27 protein-coding genes are annotated in these 26,973 nt (G+C 51.9%); 19 read left to right on the forward strand and 8 right to left on the reverse strand.

The genetic code is table 11. The features are described from left to right. The first annotated feature begins 105 nt into the window (after nt 1-105). Entirely contained in the window at nt 106-627 is a 522-nt protein-coding gene (locus tag SIB79_RS10355) for a photosystem I assembly protein Ycf3 (protein ID WP_011131357.1), read from the forward strand. Between the two features lie 14 nt (nt 628-641). Here SIB79_RS10355 and radA read toward each other — a convergent pair whose 3' ends face one another. Next, entirely contained in the window at nt 642-2,036 is a 1,395-nt protein-coding gene (gene radA / locus SIB79_RS10360; protein ID WP_063404787.1) for a DNA repair protein RadA, read from the reverse strand. A 104-nt stretch (nt 2,037-2,140) separates the two neighbouring features. Here radA and rpaB point away from each other — a divergent pair, with 104 nt between their 5' ends. From rpaB to SIB79_RS10385, 5 genes are read left to right on the forward strand one after another with little or no spacing between them, the layout of a single operon-like run. Next, nucleotides 2,141-2,887 (forward strand): response regulator transcription factor RpaB, encoded by a 747-nt coding sequence (rpaB, locus tag SIB79_RS10365; RefSeq protein WP_063404785.1) that lies wholly within the window; start codon nt 2,141-2,143, stop codon nt 2,885-2,887. After that, on the forward strand, nt 2,868-4,214 hold the full coding sequence (plsX, locus tag SIB79_RS10370) for a phosphate acyltransferase PlsX (RefSeq protein ID WP_011131360.1): 1,347 nt from the start codon (nt 2,868-2,870) through the stop codon (nt 4,212-4,214). The genes rpaB and plsX overlap by 20 nt, the downstream gene beginning before the upstream one ends. A gap of 55 nt (nt 4,215-4,269) precedes the next feature. Then, nucleotides 4,270-5,289: a beta-ketoacyl-ACP synthase III gene (locus SIB79_RS10375; protein ID WP_063404783.1), complete on the forward strand. Its 1,020-nt coding sequence runs from the start codon at nt 4,270-4,272 to the stop codon at nt 5,287-5,289. Between the two features lie 28 nt (nt 5,290-5,317). Then, nucleotides 5,318-6,214: an ACP S-malonyltransferase gene (gene fabD, locus SIB79_RS10380; RefSeq protein WP_063404781.1), complete on the forward strand. Its 897-nt coding sequence runs from the start codon at nt 5,318-5,320 to the stop codon at nt 6,212-6,214. 36 nt (nt 6,215-6,250) lie between these two features. Further along, nucleotides 6,251-6,922: a lysophospholipid acyltransferase family protein gene (locus SIB79_RS10385; RefSeq protein ID WP_196757651.1), complete on the forward strand. Its 672-nt coding sequence runs from the start codon at nt 6,251-6,253 to the stop codon at nt 6,920-6,922. Here SIB79_RS10385 and SIB79_RS10390 read toward each other — a convergent pair. From SIB79_RS10390 to SIB79_RS10400, 3 genes are read right to left on the reverse strand one after another with little or no spacing between them, the layout of a single operon-like run. Further along, on the reverse strand, nt 6,858-7,499 hold the full coding sequence (locus tag SIB79_RS10390) for a YdcF family protein (RefSeq protein WP_063404777.1): 642 nt from the start codon (nt 7,497-7,499) through the stop codon (nt 6,858-6,860). The genes SIB79_RS10385 and SIB79_RS10390 overlap by 65 nt on opposite strands. After that, the gene (tsaB, locus tag SIB79_RS10395; RefSeq protein WP_063404775.1) at nt 7,496-8,173 is read right to left on the reverse strand and encodes a tRNA (adenosine(37)-N6)-threonylcarbamoyltransferase complex dimerization subunit type 1 TsaB; all 678 of its coding nucleotides are present in this window, start codon (nt 8,171-8,173) and stop codon (nt 7,496-7,498) included. Before tsaB ends, SIB79_RS10390 begins: the two co-directional genes overlap by 4 nt. Further along, entirely contained in the window at nt 8,170-8,421 is a 252-nt protein-coding gene (locus SIB79_RS10400; protein ID WP_041384710.1) for a Ycf34 family protein, read from the reverse strand. Before SIB79_RS10400 ends, tsaB begins: the two co-directional genes overlap by 4 nt. Between SIB79_RS10400 and SIB79_RS10405 the strand changes: the two genes are divergently transcribed. Then, complete coding sequence (locus SIB79_RS10405) at nt 8,420-9,658, forward strand: tRNA nucleotidyltransferase (protein ID WP_063404773.1); 1,239 nt, start codon at nt 8,420-8,422, stop codon at nt 9,656-9,658. The two genes, SIB79_RS10400 and SIB79_RS10405, sit on opposite strands and share 2 nt — an antisense overlap. Nucleotides 9,659-9,728: 70 nt before the next feature. Then, the gene (locus tag SIB79_RS10410) at nt 9,729-10,172 is read left to right on the forward strand and encodes an RNA recognition motif domain-containing protein (protein WP_011131367.1); all 444 of its coding nucleotides are present in this window, start codon (nt 9,729-9,731) and stop codon (nt 10,170-10,172) included. Nucleotides 10,173-10,213: 41 nt separating this feature from the next. Here SIB79_RS10410 and SIB79_RS10415 read toward each other — a convergent pair whose 3' ends face one another. Next, nucleotides 10,214-11,155 carry a phytoene synthase gene (locus SIB79_RS10415; RefSeq protein ID WP_063401020.1) on the reverse strand — a complete coding sequence of 314 codons (942 nt, stop codon included), beginning with the start codon at nt 11,153-11,155 and terminating at the stop codon, nt 10,214-10,216. A gap of 3 nt (nt 11,156-11,158) precedes the next feature. Next, nucleotides 11,159-12,577, reverse strand: a complete 1,419-nt coding sequence (pds, locus tag SIB79_RS10420) for a 15-cis-phytoene desaturase (protein ID WP_063404771.1) — start codon at nt 12,575-12,577, stop codon at nt 11,159-11,161. Between the two features lie 108 nt (nt 12,578-12,685). On the opposite strand from pds, the gene SIB79_RS10425 reads away from it, so the two are divergent. Both SIB79_RS10425 and SIB79_RS10430 read left to right on the forward strand, forming a co-directional pair. After that, nucleotides 12,686-13,033 carry an NAD(P)H-quinone oxidoreductase subunit M gene (locus tag SIB79_RS10425; protein ID WP_011131370.1) on the forward strand — a complete coding sequence of 116 codons (348 nt, stop codon included), beginning with the start codon at nt 12,686-12,688 and terminating at the stop codon, nt 13,031-13,033. Beyond that, nucleotides 13,030-13,683, forward strand: a complete 654-nt coding sequence (locus SIB79_RS10430; protein WP_063404769.1) for a DUF3172 domain-containing protein — start codon at nt 13,030-13,032, stop codon at nt 13,681-13,683. Before SIB79_RS10425 ends, SIB79_RS10430 begins: the two co-directional genes overlap by 4 nt. Nucleotides 13,684-13,691: 8 nt before the next feature. On the opposite strand, the gene SIB79_RS10435 is transcribed toward SIB79_RS10430, so the two are convergent. Beyond that, entirely contained in the window at nt 13,692-14,663 is a 972-nt protein-coding gene (locus SIB79_RS10435; RefSeq protein WP_011827241.1) for a LysR family transcriptional regulator, read from the reverse strand. 133 nt (nt 14,664-14,796) lie between these two features. Here SIB79_RS10435 and SIB79_RS10440 point away from each other — a divergent pair, with 133 nt between their 5' ends. From SIB79_RS10440 to SIB79_RS10480, 9 genes are all read left to right on the forward strand, one after another. Next, nucleotides 14,797-15,498, forward strand: a complete 702-nt coding sequence (locus tag SIB79_RS10440; protein WP_196757155.1) for an NnrU family protein — start codon at nt 14,797-14,799, stop codon at nt 15,496-15,498. A 34-nt stretch (nt 15,499-15,532) separates the two neighbouring features. Continuing rightward, nucleotides 15,533-17,545: an NAD(P)H-quinone oxidoreductase subunit 5 gene (locus tag SIB79_RS10445; RefSeq protein ID WP_063404767.1), complete on the forward strand. Its 2,013-nt coding sequence runs from the start codon at nt 15,533-15,535 to the stop codon at nt 17,543-17,545. Between the two features lie 88 nt (nt 17,546-17,633). Then, the gene (locus SIB79_RS10450) at nt 17,634-19,304 is read left to right on the forward strand and encodes an NAD(P)H-quinone oxidoreductase subunit 4 (RefSeq protein ID WP_063404765.1); all 1,671 of its coding nucleotides are present in this window, start codon (nt 17,634-17,636) and stop codon (nt 19,302-19,304) included. 462 nt (nt 19,305-19,766) lie between these two features. Then, nucleotides 19,767-20,669 (forward strand): segregation/condensation protein A, encoded by a 903-nt coding sequence (locus tag SIB79_RS10455; RefSeq protein ID WP_063405378.1) that lies wholly within the window; start codon nt 19,767-19,769, stop codon nt 20,667-20,669. A gap of 45 nt (nt 20,670-20,714) precedes the next feature. Further along, nucleotides 20,715-21,893 (forward strand): nucleotidyltransferase family protein, encoded by a 1,179-nt coding sequence (locus SIB79_RS10460; RefSeq protein ID WP_011131377.1) that lies wholly within the window; start codon nt 20,715-20,717, stop codon nt 21,891-21,893. Nucleotides 21,894-22,245: 352 nt separating this feature from the next. Further along, on the forward strand, nt 22,246-22,968 hold the full coding sequence (locus tag SIB79_RS10465) for a hypothetical protein (RefSeq protein ID WP_236072711.1): 723 nt from the start codon (nt 22,246-22,248) through the stop codon (nt 22,966-22,968). Between the two features lie 777 nt (nt 22,969-23,745). Further along, nucleotides 23,746-23,997 carry a hypothetical protein gene (locus SIB79_RS10470; RefSeq protein WP_063404761.1) on the forward strand — a complete coding sequence of 84 codons (252 nt, stop codon included), beginning with the start codon at nt 23,746-23,748 and terminating at the stop codon, nt 23,995-23,997. A gap of 115 nt (nt 23,998-24,112) precedes the next feature. After that, entirely contained in the window at nt 24,113-24,421 is a 309-nt protein-coding gene (locus tag SIB79_RS10475) for a hypothetical protein (RefSeq protein WP_063404759.1), read from the forward strand. A 246-nt stretch (nt 24,422-24,667) separates the two neighbouring features. Then, nucleotides 24,668-25,807 carry a tetratricopeptide repeat protein gene (locus SIB79_RS10480; RefSeq protein WP_196757650.1) on the forward strand — a complete coding sequence of 380 codons (1,140 nt, stop codon included), beginning with the start codon at nt 24,668-24,670 and terminating at the stop codon, nt 25,805-25,807. A gap of 190 nt (nt 25,808-25,997) precedes the next feature. Here the strand turns inward: SIB79_RS10480 and SIB79_RS10485 are convergent, their stop codons facing one another. After that, entirely contained in the window at nt 25,998-26,450 is a 453-nt protein-coding gene (locus SIB79_RS10485) for a hypothetical protein (RefSeq protein ID WP_063404756.1), read from the reverse strand. Between the last annotated feature and the right edge of the window lie 523 nt (nt 26,451-26,973).

A 26,973-nucleotide genomic window follows, 5' to 3' on the forward strand; every position in this document is an offset into this window, starting at 1 on the left:
ACGCATAGCCCATCCCATAACAGCAGCCCAAAGATCTCACCAGAGACTCAAAACAGTCTTTTCAGAATAAGGCGAGGATAATGGTGTGATTCCTTTATTCACGCCGTGCCACGCACCCAAAACAAAGACAACTTCATTGACAAGACCTTCACGGTGATGGCCGATCTAATCGTGAAGATGATGCCAATCAACGATAAGGCGAAAAGAGCCTATGTGTATTACCGCGATGGCCTATCAGCCCAGAACGCAGGCGACTATGCAGAGGCACTGGAAAACTATGAAGAGAGTCTCAAGCTTGAGGAAAGCCCCTTCGACCGCAGTGAAACCCTCAAGAACATGGCGATCATCTATATGAGCAACGGGGACGAGGACCTCGCTCTTGATACCTATCAGAGGGCCCTTGACCAAAACTCAAATCAGCCCTCCTGCCTAAAGAACATGGGCTTGATTTACGAAAAACGCGGCCGCACAGCACAAGAAGCTGGTCTGCAAGACGAAGCTGATCGATTGTTCGACAGAGCTGCAGACGTGTGGACCCAAGCGGTAAGGCTCTATCCCGGCGGCTACCTAGATATTGAGAACTGGCTGAAGACAACAGGCCGAAGCAACATAGACGTCTATTTCTAAAGCGAAAACATCCTTCAGCAGCCATCATCAGCTGGATTCACACCTAGGGCCATGACCAAAGCCTCAGTCACACTCGCAGCCTCAAGTAGTTCCAACTCCAGCTCCTTGCCGATGGGTCCTAGGCCACTGCCCTGCGGCACTACTGCACGATGAAAACCTAAGCGAACTGCTTCCTTAAGACGCTGCCCAAGCTGCCCCACTGGCCTCAATTGCCCCCCTAAGCCCAACTCCCCAAGCAAAACTGTGCCTTTTGGCAGCATGAGATCTCGATAACTGGAAACAACGGCAGCGGCGACACCCAAATCAGCAGCAGGCTCTTCGACTTCTAATCCGCCAGCAACAGCCAGATAACAGTCATAGCGTGACAATGGCAAGCCCATGTGCTTCTCCAATACGGCCAGAATTTGGTGCAAGCGGTTGGTGCCTAATCCTGTAGCGGTACGGCGTGGACTGGCATAGCTGGTTACACCCACCAAAGCCTGCAGATCCACAACCAATGAACGGGTGCCTTCAAAGGCCACGATGGTGGCCACCCCAGAAGCAGACTCACCCTTGAGAAAGAGCTCGCTGGGATTCCCGACTTCAGCTAAGCCCTTCCCCTGCATCTCGAACACCCCAAGCTCATGGGTGGCTCCAAAGCGATTTTTTACAGCCCTCAGAAGGCGATGACTGGCAAACCGATCGCCCTCAAAAGTGAGTACTGCATCGACCAAATGCTCAAGCACCTTGGGGCCCGCCAGCATCCCCTCCTTGGTGACATGGCCCACCAAAACCAAGGCTGTGTCCTGACGCTTAGCCAAACGCTGTAAAGCTGCTGCACACTCGCGCACCTGAGCGACAGAGCCAGGCGCACTGGAAAGCGACCCATCATGCAAAGCCTGAATGCTGTCGATAATTGCCACCGCAGGCCGCAGTGCTTCCAATTCCTCAAGCACCAATTCCAAGTCCGTTTCCGCCAAAAGCTGCAGGTCCGCCGTAACCCCCTCAAGGCGCAGCCAACGCAACTTCACCTGCTGGGCAGACTCCTCAGCACTCACGTAAAGCACAGAGTGTTGCAGTGCCATAGCCGTGGCGCTCTGCAACAGCAACGTGCTCTTGCCAATCCCAGGATCACCTCCAACTAACACCATTGATCCAGGCACCAGCCCGCCGCCCAGGACTCGATCCAATTCGTCGTAGCCACTGGCAAGACGGCGAACGGGTTGATCCCCGAGAGAAGCCATCGCCATCGAGCGCCGCGCCGCTGGTTCCACGGCCGGATCAAAACTGTTACTGCGGCGGCGACCATCAGTTGAATGAGCGACCTGTTCGACCAAAGAATTCCAAGTGCCGCAACTGGCGCAGCGACCAAAAAACTGGCTGGTCTTAGCGCCACAGCTCTGACAGACGTAGACGGAAGCAGTGCGCACTTACTAAGATAGGTAAAGAAAGTTGGCTTTAAATGAACCAAAAGGCCGGTAAGCCTTAACAGCTCTTATCTAAGATTCATTGATTGCAGCCGCCAAAGAAAAAAATGACGGCCACCAGCCCATCTAAAGAGACGATCCTCGTGGTCGACGATGAGGCCAGCATTCGTCGGATCCTCGAAACCCGTCTCTCGATGATCGGCTATCAAGTGGTCACGGCATGTGACGGCAACGAAGCTCTCGATATCTTCCACAACTGTGATCCTGATCTTGTTGTGCTCGACGTGATGATGCCAAAGCTTGATGGCTATGGCGTTTGTCAAGAGCTTCGCAAAGAATCGGATGTCCCGATCGTGATGCTCACGGCCCTTGGAGATGTCGCTGACAGAATCACGGGGCTTGAGCTGGGTGCAGACGACTACGTCGTCAAACCCTTCAGCCCTAAGGAACTTGAAGCGCGCATACGCTGCGTGCTTCGAAGAGTTGAGAAAGAGCACGTTGCCGGCATCCCTAACTCAGGGGTGATTCAAGTGGCTGAACTAAGAGTCGACACCAACAAGCGACAGGTTTTCCGAGGAGATGAGCGGATTCGCCTTACCGGTATGGAATTCAGCCTGCTTGAGCTACTGGTCAGCCGCTCAGGGGAACCTTTCAGTCGCGGCGAAATCCTCAAGGAGGTATGGGGTTATACACCTGAACGACATGTAGACACCAGAGTCGTGGATGTTCATATTTCACGTCTTCGCTCCAAACTCGAAGACGATCCCGCCAATCCCGAGCTGATCCTCACCGCTCGAGGTACCGGCTACCTGTTCCAGCGCATCATCGACTCCCTTGCCCCCGAAGGACTCTGATTCCTCCACGGCCTCCGGGCCCCGGAGCAAGACCACCCGCCCCAGAGCCATTAGGCGTCTGGTGATCTGGTATCGCCGCAATGCTGCCGTTACCAGCCTGGTAGGAAGTGCCACAAACTCAGCTTCCGCCGCTGGAAACGTAGCCGGAACAGTTGTTTCCAGTGCTGGATCCGTCGTGTCGAATGCTGGATCAATGGCAGGAAGCATGCTTCAGCCACTCGTTTTTGATCCCCTGCGGCGACTACAAAGCAGCGAAAACAACCCAGAAGCAGAGGACATCAAAAATAGCGATCGGCTCTGGGTTGCCGTCGATGGCATGGGTGGAGACGAGGCTCCTGGCCCCATTCTTGATGGCTGTCTAAAAGCGATTCAAAGACTTCCCCTCCGCATCAAGTTCGTCGGAGAGACCGAAAAAGTGTTAGGCGCTGTCCAAGCCATGGGTCTCACCGAACTCTTCAACCAAGCCACAGCCGCTGGTCATCTGGAGCTTGTCGCAAGCGGTCCCTCTGTGGGCATGGATGAAGAGGCCACTGTGGTGCGCCGCAAACGCGACGCCAGCATCAACCTGACCATGGACCTGGTCAAAAAGGGCGAAGCTCTAGCAATGTATTCAGCTGGAAATTCCGGAGCCATGATGGCCTCAGCCATCTTCCGACTGGGGCGTCTAGCAGGGATAGACCGTCCCGCCATCGGTGCTCTATTCCCAACAAAAGATCCAACACAACCAGTGCTAGTGCTGGATGTGGGCGCCAACATGGATTGCAAGCCCATCTACCTCCACCAATTTGCCCTACTTGGCAATATCTATTCCCGCGACGTTCTCCAGGTGGCTCGCCCACGCATCGGGCTTCTGAATATTGGCGAAGAGGAGTGCAAGGGCAACGATCTAGCCATTCGCACTCATGAGCTACTCAGCGAAGAGCATCGGCTTCAATTCGCGGGCAACTGCGAAGGTCGTGATGTTCTTTCAGGGGCTTTCGACGTGGTGGTATGCGATGGCTTCACCGGCAATGTGCTCCTCAAATTCCTGGAGTCTGTCGGCAGCGTGCTGCTTGATGTATTACGAGCCGAACTGCCACGAGGCAGACGCGGCAAGGTGGGTTCTGCGTTCCTACGCAGCAACCTCAAACGAATTAAGAAACGCCTCGACCATGCAGAACATGGTGGGGCACTATTGCTAGGTGTGAATGGCATCTGTGTGATCGGCCATGGCAGCAGCAAGGCGCTATCGGTGGTCAGTGCACTACGACTAGCCCACTCCGCAGCGAGCCATGGTGTCATGGACGATTTAGCCGAACTGCAAAAGGCACCTGTTGAAAGCGCCTAAAGGCGCTCTGCCGAAACGCTGTGATTGACTGACGCCACCTTGGACCACTTGCCCCTTGGCTGAAACGTCCACAATCGGTAGTGGAGTAGCTCTGGTGGGCTGCGGCAGTGCCACACCATCCCAACGGATTAGCAACGACCAACTCGGCCAAAGGGTTGACACCAGCGATGCATGGATCCGTAGCCGCACTGGAATCAGTGCCCGACGTGTTATCGGACCGGATGAAACGCTGACAGGCCTAAGCCATCAAGCTGCAGCCAACGCCCTAACAATGGCTGGCTGGGAACCCGAAAGTGTTGATCTGATCATCCTGGCCACATCAACCCCTGATGATCTCTTTGGTTCAGCCCCGCAACTGCAAGCCATTTTGGGAGCTCGCCAAGCAGTGGCTTTTGATCTCACAGCCGCTTGTAGTGGTTTTCTATTCGCCCTGATCACTGCCGCCCAGTTCCTTCGCACTGGTGCAATGCGGCGAGCACTCGTGATCGGTGCGGACCAACTAAGCCGCTGGGTCGACTGGGACGATCGTCGCAGTTGTGTGCTGTTTGGCGATGGAGCCGGAGCTGTTGCTCTGGAAGCAACGAGTGCTGCTCAGAACGGGCTGCTGGGCTTTCAGCTGAAATCTGACGGCAGCCGCGGCGACTGCCTCAACCTGCCGCAAGTTCAAAACCATCTATCCCTGGTAGCGGGTAATAGCCATCAGCAAGGCGGTTTTAAGCCAATTCAGATGAACGGACAGGAGGTCTACAAATTCGCTGTCCGAGAGGTACCTGCCATCCTCCAAACCCTTCTCAAAGCCACCAACACAGCCCCGGAGTCACTGGACTGGCTCCTGCTTCATCAAGCCAATCAACGCATCCTCGATGCAGTAGCAAATCGCTTCGCCATTCCGCAGGCCAAGGTGCTCAGCAACCTGGCTGAATACGGCAACACATCGGCAGCAACCATCCCACTCATGCTTGATGAAGCCGTACAAGACGGGAGAATTAAGCCTGGTCAACTGATCGCAACCAGCGGTTTTGGAGCTGGTCTCAGTTGGGGTGCAGCGTTAATCCGCTGGCATGGGCCCATCTAGGCTCGCGCTAAATCGCTAGACCATTCTGATGTCGATCGCTTGGGTGTTCCCTGGTCAGGGCTCACAAAAGCTGGGCATGGCTGACCCGATCATCAGCTTGCCCGATGCCGAAGAGCGCTTTGCCCTCGCCTCTCGACTACTGGGACGTGATCTCCTTGCGATTTGCCGTGGTAGCGACCAAAGCAATCATGACCCGGCCGACCTTAATGACACCCGCAATACCCAACCCGCACTTTTTGTCGTTGAATCATTACTGGTGGATGAACTGCGCAGGCAGGGTCGTGAGGCATCTCTCATCGCAGGGCACAGCCTGGGTGAACTTGTAGCCCTCTATGCGGCTGAGGTTTTTGACGTAAACACCGCCCTGCTGCTTCTGCGACGCCGCTCAGAACTGATGGCCTCAACCGGTGGTGGGGCCATGACAGCCATCTTGGGCTTTGACCGCACACAGCTAAAAGCTCTGGTAGCAGACACAGAAGGAGTCGTGATCGCCAATGACAACAGTGCTTCCCAGGTGGTTTTATCCGGCACCCCAGAGGCTGTTAGCAAGGTCAGCAGCCAGCTGACATGCAAGCGAGCGATTCCGTTGCCAGTCTCGGGAGCCTTCCATTCGCCTTTCATGGCCACAGCGGCCACAGAATTTGCAGCTGAACTGGATCAAGTGACTTTCAAAGACGCCCGTGTCCCCGTTCTCTGCAATGCCGATCCAATCCCAACCTGCGATGCCAACTTGCTGAAGCAACGGCTAAAAGATCAAATGACAACAGGCGTCCGTTGGCGCGAAACGATGGATACCATGGCCAGCCAAGGGGTCAACACAGTGGTCGAAATCGGCCCTGGCAATGTGCTGAGTGGTCTAGTCAAGCGATCTCTTCCAGGAGTTGCGACCATCCAGCTGAGCTGTGCTGCAGACCTGGGGAATTGAACTTTGACCCAAACCAAACCCCGCCTGAGCTCAAGCATGCCGGTGCTAATGACACCGCAGCCAAGTCTCACCTATCGACTCGTGAGCTATCTACTGGTGTTTCCCATCTTCCGGGTTCTCTTTAGGGGATGCACCTTTGGCAACGACAATGTTCCGCGTCAAGGTGCTGTTGTGGTCGTCGCCAACCACGGCTCTCACCTTGACCCGCCCCTCCTTGGCCATGCTCTTGGGCGGCCTGTGGCCTTCATGGCCAAAGCAGAACTGTTTCGGATCCCCTTCTTAGGAGCAATCATCCGTGCCTGTGGTGCTTACCCGGTGAAACGCGGCGCCAGTGACAGGGAAGCCATTCGCATGGCCACTGCCCGCCTGGACGCAGGCTGGGCCATAGGGGTCTTCCTTGATGGCACTCGCCAAGCCAACGGCCGCGTCAATGCCCCCATGCCTGGGGCCGCACTGCTAGCGGCTCGCAGCGATGCGCCCCTACTTCCAGTAGCAATCATCAATAGCCACCGTGCCCTTGGTAAACGTGGACAATTACCCCGACTCATACCAATACAACTTCGAATCGGCAAACCGATCCCTCCACCTTCCAGCCGTCGTAAACACGACTTGGAAGCCACCAGCGCAGAACTCCAAAAAAGAATCAATGCGCTGCTGGATCAAGGACTTTTGAGTTCGGCAGAAGAGCGTCTCCGCCGCCAGCGCTGAGGGCCTCTGGCCAGCGCCGCTGCGCCCACTCCTTAAGGTCTCGGCCTGTAGCCACCCAAGCCCAAGCCCTTAACCAATCGCTGATCCGCTTGCGCAACCCCTCCTCCCGACATTGATTAGCGCAAGAGACAGAGATGCCTGTCAGGCGGATCCCTCTGCTACCAGCCACAACATGACCGACGGCCATGGAACGGGGCAAATGATCCTCACTAGTCACCAATAAGACATGTTGGATGCCCTTTAACCGCAGTTCATCCACAAGAGACGTGAAGTTACCCAGGGTGTCCTTAGCGCGGTAGTCGAGCTGAACCTGACTCAGAGGAATCCCCACCTCACGAACCAACCATTGGGCATATTCCAGGTTGCTACCACCGCTAATCACCAGAGGCAAATTCAAATCCCTCGCTAATCGGATACCAAGATGCTCACGATCAACATCACCTCCTAGTACCAAGATCAACTGAGGAGGCTTCCCATTCGTTAGCGCTTGCCGATAAGGACGCAAAGGTCCGGCAGCAATCAGCCAGAACAAGAGGCCTCCTACAACAATCGGCCCAGGACGACACCAACTCCTCAAGACGAGACCACCACCGGGGATGTGGGATAAACAGGCAGCACATCAGTCCAGGCGACCTCCTCGCCCAAACTGTGCGCCGTGGCGCACAGCTCAAGCAAATGCTCCACATCCTTAGCCACATCATCTTGGGCATCAAGGGCAGGGAAGGCCTTGAAATCCTCTGCTAACAAATGGGGCGATTCCAACTCCACAACAGCCTTTGCAGCGCCAACGTCTGCAGCCATTTGCAACTGATAACGACCGGCCACAGTTCCTCGCCGCGGCAGGGGTTTCACGATCCAAAATGGCTGCTCCATTTGCTCATGGCTTAACGCAACCGCCAAGCGAGGAGCCATCAAAGCAAAACTGCTCACCCCATCGAGGGAACAACCAAGCTGCTGGGCCAGAGTTCTTGCCATCACGACGGTTAAACGAGTCCCGGTAAATCCGCCAGGACCAATGGCCACGGCCAAGCGAGCCAACTGAGGCCAAGAGGCTGCTGGCAAAAGCTCCTCTACACAATTGAGCAAACTATTTGAGAGCCCGCGGCCCAGTGGGAAAGTTGCAGTTCGCCGACTGGTCTTGGGATCGCGGCAATCTTGAACAGCGACACCAAGCGTTTCTGAAGAACTGTGGAGTGCCAAAAGCAAAAAAGCCTTATCTTCTTCCAAGGATGAACCGGGCTGACAGCTCATCGAGGCAGCTCCTGGCCAGGGCACAATCGCTTCCAGCGCCCATGATCTAAAAGAAAACTACCGCAGTTCCGTACATCCCATTCCACGCCTGTCACTCCTTCAGGCAAATCAATCACACTGATATGGATGCGTGGGTTCTGAGGCTCCAGATCCGGTGCCGCATTGAGATGGGCAACCCCGTGCTGCCGCTCCACCGCGTGATAGGCCTGGCAACGATCAACCCAGCGGCAGTCGACACAAATACACATGCCCTCCCTTCGCTCGGCTGCACCCATTCTGGAGGGTGATCCCACCATCCGGGTCCAGGCCCTTTGGGAACAATTACATCCTGATCACTGGCCACTATCGATTCAAGACCTTCCTGCTGGAACGGTCTTAGTAGGAGGAGCCGTTCGTGATGGCCTCCTTGGCCGACTTCAGCAGCTACCAGATCTCGACTTCATTGTGCCAAGCAAGGCGCTAGAGATCACCCGCAGTCTGGCCAAGACACTGGGAGGCACATGTGTGGTGCTGGACGCCGAAAGGGACATGGCGCGATTGGTCATCAAAGGCTGGACCATCGACATCGCCGCACAAGAGGGATCCAACCTTGACGAGGACCTTTGGCGGCGGGACTTCCGTCTCAACGCCATTGCCCTCACCCTCGAGGCCACCCCTCAGCTCGTGGACCCAACGGGAGGGCTAAGTGATCTGGAGCAAAAAAAACTTGTTGCGGTACGTGAGCAAAACCTGCTCGACGATCCCCTGAGGTTGCTGCGCGGTCTGCGACTGATAGCCGAACTGCAGCTCAGCCTGGGAAAGCAAACCTTGGCGTGGATCAATTGCCACCACAGACTTCTGCCCCAAGCAGCTCCTGAACGAATTCAGGCAGAACTACAACGGATCGTGGCTGCGCCTTGGGCCGATGACGTGCTGCCGCTACTGCTGCGCACTGGCCTACTGGATTGTTGGCAAAACACCATTGAAAGAATCAGCCGACCAGCACCATGTTTAAAGGTTGCCAAATCCCTCAAACCTGAAGAGCAAGCCGTTGCCCTTCCCTTGGCTCGCCTCACTCATCTGCTCAGCAATGAGGGGCTGAGCGCATTGCGCTTCAGCCGACGGCAATGTCAACGCTGCCAACTCCTTCGTTACTGGGAAGAACGCAACGACGGTATGGCGTTTGCAAGCCTCAGCGAATTGGATCGGCTGCAATTGCACCTCGATCTAGAAACAGACCTTCCAGCCCTCATCCTGCAGCTCCCGCACATCAGCCAGGTGCAGTGGCTAGAGCGTTGGCGGAACGCGGATGATCCTCTGTTCCACCCCTCACCTCCTGTGGACGGCTATGCACTGCAAAAGACCCTCAAACTCCCCAAAGGTCAAGCTCTAGGTGAGCTGCTTCGCCATCTCTGCCAAGAAAAAGCCTTTGGTCGGGTACAGAATCGAAAGCAAGCTTTTAAGGCGGCAACTTACTGGTGGGAACAAAAACAAACCTTGCTGTGATTAACTGCACTGGCAATAAGGACATCGATCGGCCTGATCCACATCCTTTTCTCATTCCCCTCTCTTTTTCATGAGCGTTCGCCTTTACATCGGCAACCTGCCGCAAACTTTTGAAAGCAAAGAGCTGGAAACGCAGCTGGCCAGCGTTGGAGATGGGATTCGCTTCAAGGCAGTTCTCGACCGAGAAACTGGAGGTTGTCGTGGATTCGGCTTCGCCAATGTCAATGATGAGAAAATTGCCAATGCGGTAATTGAACAGTTCAACGGCCGAGAATTCAACGGAAACAACTTGCGGGTTGAGCGTTCTGAACGCCGCAATACAAACGAAGGATCCGGTGGTGGTTCACGCCGCAACGGTACAAATTCAAGCGGCAATGCCCCAGGATCAGCCAGAAAATCGGCCAACAAAGTTGTACACAGTGATGCGCCTGCTGAAGAAGCACCCGACCCACGCTGGGCTGGAGAACTTTCCAAACTGAAGGATCTCCTCGCCAATCAAAAGACAACTGTTTGAACTGAACCGGTACTGCTCTTTCAAAATCTGTTTGTCTAGCCTCAGCGTGCTTGGGCCATCAGATATGACAGAGGAAGATCAACCAACTTCATCCAGCGACTCACATAAGCCCGATTATTAAAAACGTCATAGTCCAAGCGTTCGATGGAATCGAGGATCCCTCTATAAAGCCGCAAGGAAGCCCATACTGGCCAACGGGCATCTTGAGATAGCCAGCGCACTCCAGCTTCCGACCGGGCAAACCACTCGCGAGCACGCTCCAATTGGAAAGCCATCAAATCCTTCCAAGCACTATTCAAACGTCCAGCCATCAAATCAGCTTCTGAATAACCAAATCGGTCGAGATCTTCCTGGGGAATGTAAATACGGCCACGACCACGGTCCTCTCCGACATCACGAAGAATGTTGGTCAGTTGATTGGCAATTCCCAGAGCGATAGCAGCATCTGATGTCTCTGGAGAAGAACTCCAAGGGGCTGTTGTGTATGCAGGGTCAAGACCCATGACGTGCTGGGTCATCAAACCCACAGTGCCTGCCACTCGATAGCAATAGAGCTCTAGCTGCTGAAAGGTGGCGTATCGATGCTGATTCAGATCCATGCGCTGCCCCTCAATCATGTCCAGATAAGGCTGTATGGACTGAGGGAAACGTTCAAGAGTGTCTGCCATGACCGCATCGAGGCCATCCAGCACCTGGCCAGCGAACATGGCTCGAGTGCGTTCTTCCCATTGATCAAGCCGCTTCGCTAATTCTGAAACAGGACGCGTCTGAGCCTCTGCGCTATCCATCAGCTCATCAGTTCGCCGACACCACACATAGATGGCCCAAATCGCTCTGCGTTTGATCGAAGGAAGCAACATGGTGCCGAGATAGAAGGTTTTCGCCCACTGAGCTGTTTCCTTCCGACAAGCCTCATAAGCCTCATCAAGACTCAAGCAAGCCTGAGCATTGATAATCGACGAATCCGGCGCTAGCTGAGTCATTCTTCAGGCCTGGAGAGGCTTGCTAACAGACTGGGCCGTGGATAACTTCTCCCCACAGCTATCCACGGCATTTGCACACAACTTGCCGCTGAGCACCGCACCCTCCATCGACGCAAGGTATCGCTGCATTGTGAAGTCACCAGCGAGAAAAAAGTTGGCAATCGGAGTCTCCTGGCTCGGGCGAAGCTTCTGACACCCAGGGGTGGTCTTATAAACCGACAGTGGTGTCTTAATGACCTTGTACTTGCGCAGTTTGGCCTGTTTTTCGCCTGTGAAGTGCATCGGGAAAAGCTTCTTGAGCTCAGCCAATGTGGCTTCGATGATGTCCTCATCGCTACGGCCGATCCAATCTTTGGCTGGAGCAAAGACCAGTTCCAACATAGAGCGATCTGGATCTTCGTACTCCTTGCAGGTAATGCTCATATCGGCGTAGACACTCAAAAGAGGGGAACGACTGAAGAGCAGGTGATCGATATCCGTGAGCTTGCGGTCGAACCAGAGATGAATGTTGATCACTGGAACACCGCGCAGTCCATCGAGTTTGCGAAACACCTCCATCTGCTTCCAAGGGGCCGGCAAAAGCAATTTGAGCGGATCCACAGGAAGAGCACTGACATAAGCATCGGCTTGAACATTCCTAGGTTCACTGCCCGGCTCACCTCCAATCAGAAAGCTCTCCACACTGCTGTCTTCACTGAGCTTGATCTCCCGCAAGGGGCTGTTGAGATAAACCTCGCCACCATGAGACTGAATATGCTCCACCATCGGTTGACAAAGCCGCTCAGGAGGGGCCCCATCAAGGAAGGCCATCTTGGAACCATTCTTTTCCTGAAGAAATCGATTGAGCGCCGTGAGGATGACAGTGGCTGAAATCTCATCAGGGTCAATAAAGTTCAATGCCTTACTCATGGCGATGAAAACCTCCTCATTCACCCGCTCAGGGATGTTGTGGAGCCTCAGCCATTCAGTCCAAGAATATTGATCACACTCCTCCACGTAATCCTGGCCTCGCAACATTGCCGGTACGAGACCCAAGCCGAAGGCAACCTTCTCTGGCCAGCTGAGCAAATCGTTATTCCCTAAAATTGCAGCAACTCCATTGAATGGAGCTGGAAGATCAGGAAAGTCAAAGCGGCTGTAGGTTCCAGGCTCCTCAAGCTGGTTGAAGATCATCGAGTGACTTTTCCACTGCAAACGCTCCTCGATGCCCAATTCTTTGAACAACTGGAGCATATTTGGATAAGCCCCAAAAAAGATATGTAAACCAGTCTCATACCAGTCACCATCCTCATCCTTCCAAGCCGCAACTTTGCCGCCAAGCACATCGCGGGACTCATAAACAACTGGAATGTGTCCAGCATCAACTAGATATTTGGCACATGAGAGTCCAGCCAGACCTGCTCCTGCGATGGCAACGCGCATGCTTCTCACGACAAGTAAACATCAACCCTAAAAGGAGCCCTCCCCCATTCTCTTCCTAGAGTCCCTTCACTTGCTCTAGCGGGCCCCATTGCGGGACCGGTCCATGCCATGAACGAGACCCTATTGAAGTGCACGACCCGTCACGTCAGGATCTTCACGGCCAGGGTTGAAAACAATGATCTCGTTCCAGACCCCAACCAGCTCACGCTTGATCTCGATCCTGACAACGAGTTTCTTTGGACAGAATCCGTCACAAAAGAGATCCAGCAACGCTTCGCAGAGTTGGTGGCCTCGCATGCCGGAGGCGAACTTAGCGACTACAACCTGCGCAGAATTGGCTCAGAACTCGAAGGAACAATCCGAAAGCTGCTTCAGGCTGGAAAATTAAGCTACAACCCAGAGTGCCGCGTGCTGAATTACTCCATGGGGCTCCCGCGTACCCCTGAGCTGTTGTGAATCGCTCCCGTTACAACCGCCAATCGCCTCCTGAGAGCTATGGCCAAGAGGGAGGCCGCGGGGACCGCTACTCGCGCCGCAACCGCTATGAAAGCGAGGACTACAGCTATGACCGTTCCCCTTCAAGTCGTTCTGGCCCTCCCACCCCACCAGGAGGCAATGGCATCCGCTTGAGTACAGCCAGCCTGGCTGTACTCGCAGGAGTTCTGATCGTTGGAATCGGGATCGGAAGTGCTGTCACTAGCACCACCCAAGGCGACCAAGGCAACATTGCCAGCAGTCAGCAGCTGGACATGGCTGTGCCTGATCCTGAATTCTGTCGACAGTGGGGGGCCAGCGCCTTCGTCATCGACGTTGAGATGTACACCACGCTTAACCCTTCAAGCAGTTTTGTCACACAGCCAAGTCTGCAACCTGGCTGTGTCATTCGTAGGGAAAACTGGACGGTGCTGGAAAAACAAGGTGCAGTCACCAATAGCCAGGTGAGAGAGTGCAAGCAACGCATGAACACCTTCGCTTATATCGGTTCAATCCGCGATAAACCCATCGTCCGCTGCGTCTACCAAACCGATATTAGAGAGAATAAATTTATTACTAAAGGAGTTGCTGACGATTCCGTGGGCGTAACACCGGAAGCGGATCAATTCTGAGTCGACTCTTAACCATTGCCATCTGCAAGAACGGCCCTGTTCTGACGAATGGGGCTATCGGCACTAGCAAAGACTGGCAGCACATCACGCCTAAAGGCTTCTGCTGCGCGTGAACAGTAACGCGCAGGATGGCTGATCAACTTCAGCTGACGACGCACCTGCAGATCAACCACCAACGGTTTGTGCACTGTGCCGGCGGTGAGTTCACGTTCAATCGATACCACAGGCAAAAAAGCTGCCCCAAGACCAGATTGAACTGCATTCTTGATCGCCTCAAGAGAATTGAGCTCCATCTCTATGCGCAAACGCTGCACATCCAAGCCAGATCGAGCCAGCAGCTGGTCCAGCATCTTGCGAGTGGTGGACTGGGAATCAAGACTGATAAAACCCAAGCGATAGAGATCTTCCTTGGTGAGTTCAACAAGCCTCGACAAAGGATGTTTCACCGGAAGAACCAGGGCAAGTTCATCGCTGGCGTAAGGCACAACCTGAAGAAGTTCGTTGAGCTCCGATGGCAGCTCGCCTCCAATGATCGCTAGATCAATTTGACCATTGGCAATGCTCCAACCGGTGCGTCGGGTGCTGTGCACTTGCAATTGCACAGCCACGTCCGGGTACTTTTGGCGAAATAAGCCAATCATGCGCGGCATCAAATAGGTGCCAGTCGTCTGGCTAGCCCCAATCACTAACGATCCACCTTTGAGGTCATGCAGATCATCAAGGGCTCGGCAGGCTTCCTGACACTGACTAAGAATCCGCTCGCAATAGCTCAACAGAAGTCGGCCCGCTTCGGTTAGCTGAGCCTTGCGGCCCCCACGATCAAACAAGGAGACCTCTAACTGCTTCTCCAGGTTCTGAATCTGCAGGCTCACCGCCGGCTGAGTGACATAAAGGCTATCGGCTGCTTTCTTAAAGCTGCCCTCACTCACGATGGCGTGGAGGATGCGCAACTGATCGAGTGTGAACGGCAGATCGGCCATGGAGGACCTGCCAACCCGGCAGTAACAACAGAAAAACTGTAAGCGGAAAAGCCTGGACGCCAGAATCGATAATCATTGCCACTGCCGCTTGGCACAATTGTCATCCACTGGGCTCCATCACAGCACCCTTGTGATGCTTGTTCTGTTGTTTCTCTTCGCTGTAATCCACAGCGGCGGAGCAGCCCTACGTAGCCATGCCGAAACCAAAATCGGGGCTAGGGCATGGCGATTGATTTTTGCCGCAACAAGCATTCCCTCCGCTGTGGTGGTGATCGGTTACTTCCTCGCACATCGCTATGACGGGGTGCGGCTCTGGAATCTGCAAGGGGTGCCAGGCATGGTGCCAATGATCTGGGCCCTCACGGCCATCAGTTTCCTCTTCCTCTATCCCGCCACCTACAACCTGCTGGAAATCCCAGCCTTGCTCAAGCCGAAAGTACGGCTTTATGCCACGGGGATCATCCGCATCAGTAGACATCCCCAAGCCATTGGCCAAATCCTCTGGTGTTTCTCCCATGCGCTCTGGATTGGCAGCAGCTTCATGCTGGTGACTTGTTTAGGCCTGATCGGCCATCACTTATTTGCTGTTTGGCATGGCGACCGCAGATTGCGAGCCCGCTTCGGCGATGCTTTTGAGGAACTGCGTCAAAACACCTCCGTAATCCCCTTCAGGGCGGTGATCGATGGACGACAACAATTGCTATGGCAAGAAGCTTTGAAGCCTTCCCAGCTCGGCATCGCTATCGCTGTGGGAGTGTTCTGGTATGCCCATCGCTTCATCCCCATCGGCAGCGCGGCCTTCCTCTCCTCCAAGCTGGAAGGCCTGCTGAGCTGAATTGCCTACACTCCCATGATCCTGCCTGGACCGGATGACCTCGGCCGCCGACCTCGCCTGGTTAATCCCGGTGTTCCCCCTACTAGGAGCGATCGCCACAGGCCTGGGACTAATCAGTTTCAACCGCACCATTAACCGCCTGCGTAAGCCGGTAGCTGTGCTGCTGCTCACCTCTCTAGGTGCTGCCGCCGTCTTGAGCTATGCAGTCCTCGCCGAGCAGCTGAGCGGTGCTGCACCTGTCGAACATCTCTTCGTCTGGGCCAGCGCCGGCAGTTTCATTCTGCCAATGGGTTATGTGATTGATCCCCTTGGGGCCGTGATGCTTGCCCTGGTCACCACCATCGCTCTGCTGGTGATGGTCTACTCCCACGGCTACATGGCCCACGACAAGGGCTACGTGCGTTTCTTTACCTATCTAGCCCTATTCAGCAGCTCGATGCTGGGCTTGATTATCAGCCCCAACCTTCTCGAAATCTACGTGTTTTGGGAGCTTGTAGGGATGTGCTCCTATCTCCTGGTGGGCTTCTGGTACGACCGAGATGGTGCCGCCCATGCAGCTCAAAAGGCTTTTGTCGTCAACCGTGTGGGTGATTTTGGCTTGCTCCTTGGCATTCTCGGACTCTTCTGGGCAACGGGCAGTTTTGATTTCCATGGCATTGCGAATGGCTTGTCAGATGCCATCGCGAACGGCACCGTTCCAGGCTGGGCGGCCTTGACCTTATGCCTATTGGTCTTCATGGGGCCGATGGCCAAGTCAGCTCAATTCCCCCTTCATGTTTGGCTTCCCGATGCCATGGAAGGGCCCACACCAATTTCAGCTCTCATCCATGCGGCAACCATGGTGGCAGCCGGTGTCTTCCTCGTTGCCAGGCTCGAACCTCTCTACAGCCAGTTCCCCATGGTGGGTTTGGTGATCGCCGTGATCGGCACAATCACCTGTTTTCTGGGAGCGTCGATCGCGCTCACCCAGATGGACCTCAAGAAGGGACTGGCTTACAGCACGGTGTCTCAACTTGGCTACATGATGCTGGCGATGGGCTGCGGCGCTCCCGTAGCAGGAATGTTCCACCTGGTGACCCATGCCTTTTTCAAGGCCATGCTTTTCCTTGGCTCAGGTTCAGTGATCCACGCCATGGAAGACGTTGTTGGTCACGAGCCCATCCTGGCCCAAGACATGAGGCTGATGGGCGGCCTGCGCCAAAAAATGCCGATCACAGCCATCACCTTCCTGATCGGCTGCATTGCCATCAGCGGCATTCCCCCTTTAGCAGGCTTCTGGAGCAAGGACGAAATTCTTGGACAAGCATTCACAACCTTCCCATTGCTCTGGGTTGTGGGCTTTCTGACAGCAGGGATGACGGCCTTCTACATGTTCCGCCTCTACTTCCTCACATTTGAAGGGCCATTCCGCGGAGACGACAAAACCCTTCAGGCAAACCTGCTTGCTGCTGCGGGCAAAGGCAGTGAAGACGAGCATCCTCATCATGGTGGGGTCCTGCATGAGTCGCCCTGGTCCATGACTCTGCCATTAGCAGTCTTGGCAGTGCCCTCGATGCTGATTGGTCTACTCGGCACCCCCTGGAACAGCCGCTTTGCAGGCCTGCTCAACCCAGAGGAGGCCCTTGAAATGGCCACAACATTCAACTGGAGTGAATTCCTGCCACTCGCAGGTGCTTCAGTGGCGATCTCAACAGCAGGCATCAGCTTGGCTGTCTTGACTTATGCATTGCACCGCCTCGATCTCGAAGAACTATTTGCCAATCGTTTCCCTGTCATCAATACCTTCCTGGCCAACAAGTGGTATTTGGATGACATCAATGAAAAGATCTTCGTACGCGGCAGCCGCAAACTGGCTCGTGAAGTGCTTGAAGTGGATGCCAAGGTGGTTGACGGCGTGGTGAATCTCACCGGCCTACTCACGCTTGGAAGTGGCGAAGGTCTTAAGTACTTTGAAACAGGCCGCGCTCAGTTTTACGCCCTCATCGTTTTCGGTGGTGTCATCGCCTTAGTCGTGCTTTTCGGCGTCCTAGGCAATCCTGTGAGCTGATAAACCAAATTGTGTGTTATCGCCTATCGATGCAGTGTCAGAACGCCAAGCATTTCTACACTCCGACCAGTGCTGAAAAGGCCTGTCCGTGCTGGAGTTTGCCATAAGCGCACCCTTGGACACAGGTGCCGAGCTGCTGAGTGATCAAGTGAGCGCTAACTTCCCATGGCTGAGCCTCTCAATTCTGTTCCCGATTGTGGGGGCCTTTCTGGTGCCGTTCATCCCTGATGAAGGGGAGGGTAAGCAGGTTCGTTGGTTTGCACTCGGCATCGCCCTGGTGACCTTTCTGATCACCGTGGCTGCCTACCTATACGGCTATGACCCCAGCCTGAGCGGCTTACAACTATCCGAACGGGTGAGCTGGCTACCTGATCTGGGCCTCACCTGGGCCGTCGGAGCAGATGGCATCTCGATGCCACTCATTCTGCTCACCAGTTTCATCACAGCACTGGCAGTCCTGGCAGCCTGGCCAGTGACGTTCAAACCCAAGCTGTTCTTTTTCCTGATACTGGCAATGGATGGCGGCCAGATCGCAGTTTTTGCCGTTCAAGACATGCTGCTGTTCTTCCTGGCCTGGGAACTGGAATTGTTGCCGGTCTACCTGCTGCTAGCGATCTGGGGTGGCAAAAAAAGGCAATATGCAGCCACAAAATTCATCATTTATACCGCTGGCAGTTCGCTGTTCATCCTGCTGGTGGCCCTAGCCATGGGGTTCTTTGGCGGAGGCACACCCAACTTCGAATACACCAACCTCGCCCAACAAAGCTTTGGGACAGGTTTCCAGTTGCTCTGTTACGCCGGACTGCTCATTGCCTTCGGCGTCAAGCTGCCAATTGTGCCTCTACACACCTGGCTACCAGACGCCCATGGAGAAGCAACGGCGCCAGTTCACATGCTGCTTGCAGGCATCCTGCTGAAGATGGGCGGCTATGCCTTGATGCGCTTTAACGCTCAACTGCTACCTGAAGCCCATGCCCAGTTCGCCCCACTTCTCATCGTGCTTGGGGTGGTCAACATCATCTATGCCGCTCTCACCTCCTTCGCCCAGCGCAACCTCAAACGCAAGATCGCCTATAGCTCAATTAGCCACATGGGCTTTGTACTGATCGGGATTGGCAGCTTCAGTGCCCTAGGAACGAGTGGCGCCATGCTGCAGATGATCAGTCATGGTCTAATCGGCGCCAGTCTGTTCTTCCTTGTAGGAGCCACCTACGACCGCACCCACACCTTGCAACTTGATGAGATGGGAGGAGTGGGTCAAAAGATGCGAATCATGTTCGCCCTATGGACTGTCTGTGCACTCGCCTCCCTCGCTCTGCCTGGCATGAGTGGTTTTGTTTCTGAATTAATGGTGTTCGTGGGCTTTGCTACCGATGAGGCCTACACGCTGACTTTCCGGATTGTGATTGCAGGGCTTGCGGCAATCGGCGTTATCCTTACCCCAATCTATCTACTCTCAATGCTGAGAGAAATCTTCTTCGGCAAAGAGAATGCCCAACTGGTCTCCCATACCAACCTGGTTGATGCCGAACCAAGAGAGGTCTACATCATTAGCTGCTTACTCGTGCCGATCATCGGCATTGGCCTCTACCCCCGACTCATGACCGATAGCTATACCGCATCCATCCAAGAATTAGTAAAGCGAGATGAATTAGCCCTGCAAAGCATCAAAAAACCCTCAGCATTGATGATTCGAAACACCACCATGACGCCTGCTTTGGTCTCATCCCCAAGGCTGCCGATCACTCAAACGCGATAGGAGCAGCTCACTAGGAAATAAGAGCTTCAGCCTTTCTTTGCACAGCGACACACCCTGAAGTCTGCAGCAGTAATGATGAGCTAGTTGCTGTTTTAAGGAATTTGCCAGATCAGTTTCATCTTGATCTTGTGCCTCGACCTCAACAAAGCGATTCAGAATTCTCTCGAGCCCTTTTGGATGTTATTGCAAGTCTAAGGGCTAGCAATAGATGCTTATTCACTGCCGGGAGTGCCTGATGTAGAACCATGCCAAGCAATCCCTACCTCAGCCTCTAAGCCACCAACTCAACCGACCAAGACCAAGCAAAATGATCAAACTTTGAGACGAAAGCTGACTAGAAACCACCTCATCAGCTTCCTGTTAACACAATTCATATAACTCTTTAAAAGCATGATGGTCTATAGGGTCCCCCTAGCGCGCGCCTAACAAGATCGATAACTTATTTCAAGCGTGATCTTTACCTTGCAGGATGAGGGACTGAACAGGGGGGCTGATTCAGGCGCACGCCTTGCAATCCGCCTGCTGCAAGATGCCGCAGAGCGAGGTGAATTAGATCCCTGGGATGTCGATGTGATCGCTGTGGTTGATGGTTTCCTCGATCAACTACGCCAGCGGATTGAGGTGCCCCGGCAAGTGGCCGCACAAGTTCAACGGCAAGGCGGCAGTTATGAACAGGATTTAGCAGACAGCAGCGAAGCCTTTTTGGCCGCATCAGTCCTGGTTGGTCTCAAAGCAGAGGTTCTCGAAGCCCAAACCTTTCCGCCGGAACCTCTGTTTGAAGAAGGCTTCGAAGCAGAGCTGGGAGAGCAAGGCTGGCTAGATCCAAGTTTTGCGCTTCCCAGGCGCCCAGAGCGCCACCTCTTACGTCGTCCGGCAGCACCACCACCCCTTCGCAGGCCAGTGACTCTTGGCGAGCTCATCGAACAACTGGAATCCATCGCCGAACAACTCGAATCCGACGAACTGCAACAGCGACGCCGCAAACGCAATAAACGTTTGAGCGAGCGTGAGGCCATTGCCCAAGTCACAGCTCTAGCGCACCGGGAAAAACTTCCTGAAACGACTGCAGCCTTAGGAGTTTTCCTCAACGATTGGGAGCAGGCCCTACACTGGGTTGATTTCGAGCAGTTGGTTGGTCAGTGGGAACAGGTCTCAACAGCAGACCTGGACACGGATCGGGTGGGCGTGTTCTGGGCTCTGTTATTTCTATGCTCACAGGGAAAAGTGGAGCTGGCACAGGAAGGATCCCTCTATGCCCCCCTACGACTGAAGCGACTGCTGGCCCCAGGAACCATTGCTCAGCTCCCACTTACCAGCCTTAACGTGCCAGCTGCCACTCCGGCCGAAGTCGTGAATGCCGCTTGAATGGAGGTCTATGTTGTTTAAACGAGCTGAGGCCTAACAACGCCAATGAAGGCGATGATTTTGGCGGCCGGCAAAGGGACGCGCGTCCAGCCGATCACCCACGTGATCCCCAAGCCGATGATTCCCATCCTTCAGAAACCCGTGATGGAGTTTCTGCTCGAACTGCTGAAGGAGCACGGATTCAAAGAAGTAATGGTGAATGTGTCTCACCTAGCTGAGGAAATTGAAAACTACTTCCGCGATGGCCAGCGCTTTGGCGTAGAAATCGCCTACAGCTTCGAGGGACGCATCGAAGAGGGAGAACTGATTGGTGATGCCCTTGGTTCCGCTGGCGGCCTCAAAAAAATCCAGGATTTTCAACAATTCTTTGATGACACCTTTGTGGTGCTCTGTGGCGACGCCCTAATTGATCTCGACCTCTCAGAAGCCGTAAAACGCCATCGAGCCAAAGGCGCTCTGGCGAGCTTGGTGACCAAACGAGTCCCCAAAGATCAAGTCAGCAGCTATGGCGTGGTGGTCACAGACGAGAATGATTGTGTTCAGGCATTCCAAGAAAAACCCTCCACTGATGCAGCGCTGAGCGACACAATCAACACAGGCATCTATCTCTTTGAACCAGAGATTTTCGAGCACATTCCTTCCGACCAACCCTTCGATATCGGCTCTGACCTATTCCCCAAGCTGGTGGAGATGGGCTTACCATTCTTCGCCCTACCCATGGATTTCGAATGGGTGGACATTGGCAAGGTTCCGGATTATTGGAGGGCCATTCGCAGCGTGCTGCAAGGAGAGGTTCGCCAAGTAGGCATCCCTGGCAAGGAAGTCCGTCCTGGGATCTACACAGGCTTGAACGTTGCCGCGAACTGGGACAAGATCAATGTGCAAGGGCCAATTTATGTGGGTGGCATGACCCGCATTGAAGATGGTGCAACAATTATTGGGCCATCAATGATCGGCCCTAGCTGTTGCATCTGCGAAGGGGCAACCGTGGACAACTCGATCATCTTTGACTATTCCCGTATTGGAGCTGGTGTGCAGCTGGTGGAAAAGCTGGTGTTTGGCCGTTACTGCGTTGGCAAAAACGGCGATCACTTTGACCTTCAAGAAGCAGCCCTTGATTGGCTGATCACCGATGCAAGGCGCCAAGACCTGGTGGAACCATCTCCTCAGCAGAAGGCCATGGCCGAACTCCTTGGCACAGACCTCACACCGGCACCCAGCTGATTCCAGCCTGATCAATGAACCATACAAACAAGCTGTGATAGCAAGGGATTAGAAGGGCCTAAGGTTGCCAGGGACGAATCAGGGATGACATGACGTGAACTGTTTGCAACAAAATTAAGCAGAAACTCCATCGCAATAAGTGCAGCAAAATCGCAGCGAAGAATGAGAAGAATTATATATAAGTATTTACACCTAGCAAGCCAGCGAACAGATAAGCAGATGAGTGTGAGTAAGTATAAATACCTATAGCATGCCAGACGAGAGAAATGCGCTTGCGCCAATAGTACGCTCGTATCCCTTTGGACATCTCGTCCACAGCAACTATATTCAGCCCATTCATCGCCGAGACCCCGTGACCTCATCTGGCATAGCGGAATACGACCAGAACCTTGATAGCGCTATCGACAGCCTGCAGCTCTCAAGGGCGTGCATCAACAAGCTCTCGCCTAGCCAGGTAGAGAACATGAAGACGAACGTTGTACTTGCCAACGAAGCAATAGCGACTGCTGGCAATGCCGTAAGGGCGAGCGCAAGCGCTCTATATGAAATCAAGAAAGATGTTAAAAACAAAAACTGGACAGCATTGACCGAGAGCGGAGCATTGCAAATGTCCGGCCGGATGGCTCGTGATCTAGTTAAAGCTTATGAGAGTTGGATAAGAGATAGTGACGTGCCCGACGAAGCCTTAGCGAGAGTCTCAGCAAGAGTTCTGGCGAGAATAGGCTCAGTAGATGCAGGCAAGAGGACTCATGCAATCAATAAAATAAAAAGGGGCGAAGGCTACACGGAACAGGACCTGACGAAGATCATCGGCAATACCAAGTCCCAAGTGCGTCGTCAAATCGATGACCTTGTCGCACAAGCAGAGAAACAAATCAAATCAGCTACTAATGAGGAAAAAATCAATCAGTTTGAAAAGCTGAAGATGGAGAGTGTCAACCTAGAAGCAAAGCTAGAGAAGCAGAAAGCTCTGAATGTTGAATTGCATAATCAAATCAAGAAGCTCACGGAAGAGAATAAAGATCTAAGGAAGCTGCTAGCAAGTTCACCTACTGAAGCGGCCGCAACCTTCTAGATAATCTCCCAGCGAGTCAATCTACAACTGCATTGTTATCCAATGCAGCTTAAGTGAGTGTGAGTAGTGTGTATAAATAAGGCATTCCTTCAGGCAGCCCTGCATGGCCTTCTGAGCCGCCTTTGCTTATGAAGATAAGACCACGTTAGTTGCGTGGTCGTTGTTCGCTTGAGGTTCGTAGAGAGGTCTTAGAATGGCGTGTATGGCTCCATGCAATAGGGCGAAAACCTAAATGCAGAAGATTGAAGCGAAGTAGGAAGCGAGCGGCCACTGCGAGCGATTCAGTAGGTGACCTCTAATCGAAGCATGTAAGCGACCGAAGCGGCCACAGCGAGGGAGCGTTCCTACTTAACCCCTAAGCGGAGCAGATAAGCGCCAGCCGGCCACAGGCTGGTGCGTTCTATGACGCATTAAACGAAGCAGATAAACGACCGAGCGGCCACAGCGAGGGAGTGTGTCAATGGCCGCGACGATAAAGACTATCGCCGTGAGTTGAGCTTTACATCTCTGTTTTCTTTAGCCACTTATCAAGCTCCTTGATCCTTAGTTGAACCTACTTTTCCTTTGGAGCTACGTCCTTCTTGTTTGTTTTAGATAGTGAGTTAGTTTTATTCATTGTATTGTTTTAGAGATGGGGTATGGGGGTTATTCGGTCCTTGGCTTATTAAGATAAGCCTTCGGACATTTGTGTCATAAAAGCTTAGTCCGATCTGAGAATTATTTTTTCTTGTAATTCCTTCAGAGTCTTGCTATACCTAAGCAAGTTAAATATAAACTATGGATGAACAACAAGAAAGAGATTTCTATGAGCAGCAAAAGAACATGCCAAGGTATAATCCTAATCTTGGCTATATAAAATATCTTGGCTTAGCCTCCTTATCTACTTCTCCAAGCAAAACCAGGAAGTGGTTTGCCAGGGTAAGTCTGCTAATGATATTTACAGTATTGATAGGTGGAATTGTGATGAGTGCATGGGACTTATTTAACATGCAGTCCATTGAAGAAAAGGAATATTCAGCCCCTAGATAATTATTTAGTCTAAAGAGGAAGGATGAGAAAGACTAAATAGGATCCGGTAGATTCCTTTAATATTTTAGTTCTGGTAATTCCGTCAAGAAGCGCTACTATTGATAAAATTAAAGCATTGCATAAAGGAGATGTTTTGCAACTGGAGAGCAGAGTAAAAAAGGTAATGCTTCCGCTTATGGCATTTGCTATCAATATGACTGGCTGTGGAAATCAAATGTCAGAAGAAGAGATAACTCGCTATTATTGTGAACAATGGAGGAAAGGAGAAATGACATCGGAGTTTGCCTACTACGCCATACCACAAGGCTTTGTCGTTAACAAAGGTGCTTATGGGAGAGGGTTCGCAGACCCAAAAGATTATGAAAAGATGCTCAATAAAAAATGCTATAAATACCGGAGAAGAAATGTAGATAAGCCAAGGTGATCTAATTACGTAATCTCCGCTAGATTCCTCTAATATTCCAGTCCTGGTAATTTCCAAGAGGTTGGCTATACTAATACGAGAGGATAGACACTATGAATAACCCAGAAGACACAAACAAAGATATCAACTTATCCGAATGTTGGGACAAATCAAAGCAACCATTAAACGATATTAACTTGGATGGAATTAATGCTAATTTCAAGTTACCACAACATAAAGCAAAGCCAACTGAAGATCCGGAAAACGATGATTAAACCACTTAGTCTAATAATTACAGCGTCTGCTGTTGTTATTAGTCCATTTTCTGCTGTAGCTGAGATTGATGCTGAACTTCATAAGCTGTGTATAGATGCCAAAGATTACAAAGGATGTATCGAGGCAAGAACTGAACCATCGTCTGAGGTTGAGTCGAATGAAAATGAAGTAGAAGTATCGACACCTTCTACCTACAACTATGAAAAGGATTCAGTAAGACAACTAAAGATTAGAGGGAAGTATGGACGATACTTAACTTTTATAGGTCGAACAGCAAACACCTATAGCGGGACTAGTGGTTCATATAGTCCAGGTAGTGGTGGAACTTTAAATTGTTCTACTTACGGTTCATCCACTTCAACTACAACTAATTGCTATCGCACTGGCTATGTGGCACCTTCTTATACACCAGGTAGACCAGGTGGTACACAACATCAAAGGTTCAGGTATGAACTTGATTGCCAGGACCAAACATATAATATTAAAGGTGACTTAAGTACAGCAGGAGGGTTTAAGAAGGGTTGGATGCATGTAAGTAATGATCCTGTGGCTAGTGCTGTAGCTAGAAAGTATTGTCCTGTTATTGATACGTTGGCGGTTGATCAATACAATGCACTTGATCCTAAAGATGCAGGGCATTCAATATGGAAAAGACGTTGGGGAGAAGAACCCAAAGAATCTATTAGTGAGCAGCGATATGCTTTAGTTAAAAACTATTTCAAGCAGCAACAATATAATAAGGTTTTGAAATTATCCAATCAATTGGTTATTGATTTTCCTGATGATCCCCGCTCATGGAATGTCCGTGGGCTCGCATATAAAATGCTAAGGAATTATTCAGCTGCAATAGAAAACTATAGTAAAGCCATATATGTCAATCCGCTTTATGAAGCAGCTTATGATAATCGTGCTAGCTCATATGCAGCCTTGGGTTTATTCGATAAAGCAATAGCTGGTCATAGTAAGGCTATTAGTCTTAATCCGGATTATCGTATTTATTGGAAGAATAGAGGTAGTAGTTATTGGGCCAAAGGAGACAAGAGGAATTCATGTAGAGATAGAAGTAAGGCGATTGAGTTAGGAGCGAAAGATTCTAAATTTTTAAAAGTTTTCAAAAAGAATTGCAAGTAACTAAAACTACTAACCACCTCCAACTATCAACGTTCTTCTTACCATCTACTAGTTGTGGATTCCGTTCCTACTAGTATTTTGATAAGTGGTAGATCCAGCTCCACCCTAACCAGATCTACCGACTGAATAGCTACAAAAATGGAACTATTAGGTAAAGCTTTTAGCGACATTCATACCATTGGTCGTTAACTTATGGATAGCTACTTGGCATTAGATCAAGGTAAGCAATCTGAAAGAAGACCTGTCCATCAGGTCCATCCTTGAAGAAGCCTTTAATCTCGAAGACGTCATCAGATAATCTTCCTTTATATTTATGGATATACTCCTCTTCTGATATCTCTAGATGTGGACTAAACAGTTGTGAAGCATAAGCTACACCTTGGCTATCTATATAACTGTTAGATGCAACCTTACTTGAATAAGGAGACTTCATCATGTCTACTTGTCTCTGACATTCCTCTCCCATCTCATTAAATATCTGAGCATCCCAAGGTGTATATGGTTGAAACTTAACTATGTACTCTCCGAATCTATTAGGCTGGTAAAGATGTTGTTCATCAGTTAGCCATCCTTCAATTCCTATCTGTGTAGAAGTTGGAGTCAGAAGTGTATCTTCCTTTATAAACTCATTTGAATACTTCATTTGGTTAGGTGGTAGTTAGTTGTTTATTTATTCAGATGCAGAGCAGTAGTAATAGTATTATCATTATGGTAATTGTTACTTCGTAACCAGTACCATCTGGATAATCTGCTTACACTTCCTTTGCATCTGATTTATTAGATAGGGAAGACTCCCATTTGCTCACGCAAATGCTCGCCTTACTACTACTACTAGGTTTGTGTCGTTATTATCTTAGTTATGCTCTAGTTAGATGTCACCAGGTAAGGCAAGTGAAAGAAAGGAAAAAAACCCCCCTACCCCCCATTGTTAAGTCTTGAATAAAGACGTCACCAAGGCATACAGCAAAGAAATCAGGACCCCAAACCTGGAAAGAAAGCAGAGTTAGAAACTTTAGATCTAAGACTTAACTTTATATTCAACAGTAGCATGACTGTCAGCACAGTTATTTTATAGAAGATAACTAAACTTACTCACTAATGGTTCTTCATTAGCTATGTCATTTCGTTTAAAGTCCAACTTGACTTTGTTTATTCCTATATACGGG

Origin of the sequence: Prochlorococcus sp. MIT 1342 (genome assembly GCF_047304495.1) — a bacterium.
GTDB classification, from domain to species: domain Bacteria; phylum Cyanobacteriota; class Cyanobacteriia; order PCC-6307; family Cyanobiaceae; genus Prochlorococcus; species Prochlorococcus marinus_D.

What these genes read in the sequence shown, in the direction of transcription:
- rpaB (WP_063404785.1), top strand. Translation starts at nt 2,141, where the DNA reads ATGACGGCCACCAGCCCATCTAAAGAGACGATCCTCGTGGTCGACGAT.
- fabD (WP_063404781.1), top strand. Translation starts at nt 5,318, where the DNA reads ATGTCGATCGCTTGGGTGTTCCCTGGTCAGGGCTCACAAAAGCTGGGC.
- SIB79_RS10385 (WP_196757651.1), top strand. Translation starts at nt 6,251, where the DNA reads ATGCCGGTGCTAATGACACCGCAGCCAAGTCTCACCTATCGACTCGTG.
- tsaB (WP_063404775.1), bottom strand. Translation starts at nt 8,173, where the DNA reads ATGAGCTGTCAGCCCGGTTCATCCTTGGAAGAAGATAAGGCTTTTTTG.
- SIB79_RS10405 (WP_063404773.1), top strand. Translation starts at nt 8,420, where the DNA reads ATGCCCTCCCTTCGCTCGGCTGCACCCATTCTGGAGGGTGATCCCACC.
- SIB79_RS10400 (WP_041384710.1), bottom strand. Translation starts at nt 8,421, where the DNA reads ATGTGTATTTGTGTCGACTGCCGCTGGGTTGATCGTTGCCAGGCCTAT.
- SIB79_RS10410 (WP_011131367.1), top strand. Translation starts at nt 9,729, where the DNA reads ATGAGCGTTCGCCTTTACATCGGCAACCTGCCGCAAACTTTTGAAAGC.
- SIB79_RS10415 (WP_063401020.1), bottom strand. Translation starts at nt 11,155, where the DNA reads ATGACTCAGCTAGCGCCGGATTCGTCGATTATCAATGCTCAGGCTTGC.
- pds (WP_063404771.1), bottom strand. Translation starts at nt 12,577, where the DNA reads ATGCGCGTTGCCATCGCAGGAGCAGGTCTGGCTGGACTCTCATGTGCC.
- SIB79_RS10425 (WP_011131370.1), top strand. Translation starts at nt 12,686, where the DNA reads ATGAACGAGACCCTATTGAAGTGCACGACCCGTCACGTCAGGATCTTC.
- SIB79_RS10435 (WP_011827241.1), bottom strand. Translation starts at nt 14,663, where the DNA reads ATGGCCGATCTGCCGTTCACACTCGATCAGTTGCGCATCCTCCACGCC.
- SIB79_RS10440 (WP_196757155.1), top strand. Translation starts at nt 14,797, where the DNA reads ATGCTTGTTCTGTTGTTTCTCTTCGCTGTAATCCACAGCGGCGGAGCA.
- SIB79_RS10445 (WP_063404767.1), top strand. Translation starts at nt 15,533, where the DNA reads ATGACCTCGGCCGCCGACCTCGCCTGGTTAATCCCGGTGTTCCCCCTA.
- SIB79_RS10460 (WP_011131377.1), top strand. Translation starts at nt 20,715, where the DNA reads ATGAAGGCGATGATTTTGGCGGCCGGCAAAGGGACGCGCGTCCAGCCG.
- SIB79_RS10470 (WP_063404761.1), top strand. Translation starts at nt 23,746, where the DNA reads ATGGATGAACAACAAGAAAGAGATTTCTATGAGCAGCAAAAGAACATG.
- SIB79_RS10480 (WP_196757650.1), top strand. Translation starts at nt 24,668, where the DNA reads ATGATTAAACCACTTAGTCTAATAATTACAGCGTCTGCTGTTGTTATT.
- SIB79_RS10485 (WP_063404756.1), bottom strand. Translation starts at nt 26,450, where the DNA reads ATGAAGTATTCAAATGAGTTTATAAAGGAAGATACACTTCTGACTCCA.